The sequence below is a fragment of the Candidatus Borrarchaeum sp. genome, assembly GCF_019058535.1.
Classification (GTDB): domain Archaea; phylum Asgardarchaeota; class Sifarchaeia; order Borrarchaeales; family Borrarchaeaceae; genus Borrarchaeum; species Borrarchaeum weybense.
On record NZ_JAHPYX010000059.1, the window covers coordinates 1 to 3543 of the forward strand.

Consider the following 3543-nt stretch of genomic DNA (forward strand, 5'->3'; position numbering starts at 1 on the left):
AAGTTTTTGCTTAAGGATTCGGAAGCCGAAACCATAGTTGTCTTGGATGGACTATATCCTATTGTGAAGAATATTCTAGAGGAAACGTCTCTAAAAAATATAGTTGTCATTGGAAAAGAACCTGTTCCAAACACCTTTAATTTTTACGAGTTGCTTGCTACAACACAGGAAGAACCTCCAAAAGTTGATATCAAAGCAGAAGATATTGCCGTTTTAGCATATACGGGGGGCACGACTGGCACACCGAAAGGTGCCCTTCTCACGAATTTTAACCTTGTGTCGAACGCCCTAGTGACTGTAAAATGGTTTAATTTTGAAGAGGGAAGGGAGCGCACGATAGCTGTCCTCCCTCTCAGCCACATCTACGGTCTCTCAGTAGCTATGAATGCAACACTTCTCAACGCAGGAACAATAGTTTTGATGTCCAAATTTCACCCCAAAAAGGTGCTTGAGGCGATCTCCAACTATAAACTAACATTCATCTCGGGCGTACCAACAATGTACATTGCGCTCCTTCACTATCCAGAACTTGAAAAATACGACCTGAGTTCACTTCGCTTTGCGCTTTCTGGTGGTGCATCTCTTCCTGTTCAAGTGATGAAAGAATTTTCTGAGAAGACGGGATGTAATCTCCTGGAAGGATATGGCCTCATAGAGGCGTCTCCAGTTACTCATACCAGCCCAATCGCACGAAAAAAGGGTGGTTCAATAGGCATTCCAGTTATCGACTGTTTTTCAAGAATTGTCGATGAAAATGGAAATGATGTACCTGTCGATGAGAGAGGAGAATTGGTGGTTAGCGGTCCTATGGTAATGCAAGGCTATTGGAAAAATCCAGAAGAAACAAAAAAGGCATTAGTAAACGGTGAACTTCATACAGGTGATATTGCGACAATGGATGAAGAAGGATATTTTACTATCGTAGACAGGAAGAAAGACATGATTAATGTTGCCGGTTTTAAGGTATACCCTAGGGATGCAGAAGAAGTGTTATACGAACATCCAAAGGTAATATCTGCGGCGGTTATTGGTATTCCTGATGAATATACAGGTGAAAAGGTAAAAGCATATATTGTTCTCAAAGAAGGACAGAGCGCTATAGACCATGAAATAATAAAATTCTGCGAAGAAAAAATTGCAGAATTTAAAATACCTAAAATCATCGAATTTCGAGAAGCACTTCCAATGACAGGTGTCGGCAAGGTACTCCGCAGAGCATTAAGAAAAGAGGTAAAGGGAAGTTCCACCTAGAAATTTTTGTATGTCCTGAAATTGAGTGAAAAAGATGAATAACATTGAAGAGAAAAACGCAATGATCGTTCGTCGCTATAAAGAGGGCGATGAAAAAACAATCATCGACTTAATGAAACCTTATTGGAAGCATTATAATTTAGATAAAGCGTGCGACTTTTGGGAATGGGAGTACATGACGTGCCCAAGCGGCCAAGCTGTTATACTGCTTGCTGAACATAATGGGAGAATTATAGGACATTATGCAACGTTACCTATGGAAATGACTTTCGAGAAAACCATTATAACCGGAGGTAAGGCTGAAGGAGCAGTAGTATCTCCTAATTATCGCGGCAATATCGCGCAAAAATTCGGCTTTAAAGAGAAAGATGTAAGAATCTGGGGAAAACTAGTTGAAAGTATTTTTGATACCGCCATGAAGGAACAAATAGATATGATTTGGGGATTTCCAAGTGAGGCCACAGTTAAAGCTCATGCTAGAGTAGGATATCACTTTCTTACCTTCCCTCTAACTATTTTGACCTTGCCAATAGATGTTAAGAAGGTAATCCATGATCGCTTTGCTCCACAAATCAGGAATAAGCATTTATTGAACTTCCTTGTTTTCGTGTCGAAAATCTATTATAAGTTCAGAACACTGAACCTTTTCCATAGAAAACCAAAATTGAAAAAATATCAAGAAATTACAGTAAGGCAGATTACCGGACGTGACTTAGACGATAGGTTCGATCAGTTTTGGAATAAGTATTTTGCTGAAAATAAGTGCATTACGATAAAAAGAGATCGACGATATGTAAGTTGGCGTTTCATAGAAAATCCAGTTATACCTCACCATGTATTTGTGTGTGAGAGAGACAACAAAATTACTGGTTATGTTGTTATAGATATTCGCAATGGTCACAAGAAGGGACACATTGTCGACATTTTAGGACTAGAGGGATATGAAGATGATTTGTTTGTCTTAATTGAGCACATTGTTCAGTTTCTTAAGAACAAAGGAGTACTATCCGTGAATCTATGGTTTGTTAAAAACAGATTCTCTGAAAAATATGTAAGCATTTTGAAGACACATGGATTCATAGCTTTGCTAACACAAAAGCACAAGAAGATGGTAGTCAAAATCTTGAACCATAATTTAAACAAAGAGTTTGTGTATGATTTGGAAAACTGGTATGTTACGATGGCTTTTACTGAAGGAATATGAAACAAAGGGAAGCTGTTTTTAGATGGAAGAGAATTTACGATGATCTTAAGGCATTCAGAAATTTGTATCTCCTAATTATAAACCTACTCACAGCTTATAAAATTTGTTAAATTGAGATATTGCAGAAAAAACGCTCCAAGTTTATATACTTCTACGAGCAGTGAAATCGCAATGATCAAACTAAAGAGCCATCTAGGTGTTATATTAGAACCATCAAACCTGGGTTTTGATATAGGGGCTTCAACTTTTGGATGTATATTCAAAGAACCTGACGACATGAAATATTATTTTTATTACACAGGTTCATCAGAAGGATGGAATAAGGCATCAATAGGTGTTGCAATAAGTTTAGATGGAGTACGTTTCGTAAAACACACCGAAAATCCTTTAATTTCTGTAGGCAATGAATCTCTCACTCCAGCTGTATTTAAAGCAGCAAGTAAATATTGGATGACATTTGCTTTCCGCATGAAAAAAGGTGGTAGGAGATTAGGTATAACTGTTGCAGATCATCCGCTAGGCCCTTGGAGTTTCGTTAAAGAATTAATTAAACCAAAATACCATTGGGAAGGAAGCTCCATAGATATGGGTCCCTCCGTAGTTAGTTTGGGCCAAGAAGAATATCTGGTCTTTTACAGCAACGTAACAAATAGAATGTTTCAACGCTTGATATTCGGGCCAAGATATTTGTATAGACGAATAGGTGCATTAAAATTAGAAATTTCAGAAACTAGGCGTATTAAAGCTGAACGCTGGATAAAAAACCCATTAACTCACCTGAATGGAGTTAAAGGAACGTGGGATGAGTCTTTATTTTGTCCTGGTTACTTTAAGTTGAATAATAAACATTATCTTTTACCTGCGGCTTCAATTTATTCGGTTCCGTTCCCTTACAAACAATATATAGGTTTAACCTGGGACTCTTCTCCATTTTTTGAGAATACGACTATAAAGAGAATTCTTATCAACGGTCCTGAAGAGAAAAATGATATTATGCCCGGGATAAAAAGCGAGATCGCGTTAGATACACCTTCCCCTTTACTTAAAGGAAATGAACTTTGGTTATATTATTCGGTGATGGATAGAGC

2 protein-coding genes and 1 pseudogene are annotated in these 3543 nt (G+C 37.8%); all 3 read left to right on the plus strand.

Going from position 1 to position 3543, the window contains the following annotated elements:
- Nucleotides 1-1251: AMP-binding protein (locus tag QVB70_RS03165; protein WP_287583302.1), on the plus strand; the 1251-nt coding region annotated here is incomplete at its 5' end.
- Nucleotides 1252-1285: 34 nt separating this feature from the next.
- Nucleotides 1286-2455, plus strand: a complete 1170-nt coding sequence (locus QVB70_RS03170; protein WP_287583304.1) for a GNAT family N-acetyltransferase — start codon at nucleotides 1286-1288, stop codon at nucleotides 2453-2455.
- Between the two features lie 171 nt (nucleotides 2456-2626).
- Nucleotides 2627-3543 (plus strand): annotated as a pseudogene (locus QVB70_RS03175) (hypothetical protein); the annotation flags it as partial.

Excerpts from the sequence above, each read along its gene's own strand:
- QVB70_RS03170 (WP_287583304.1), top strand. The coding sequence starts at position 1,286 with ATGAATAACATTGAAGAGAAAAACGCAATGATCGTTCGTCGCTATAAA.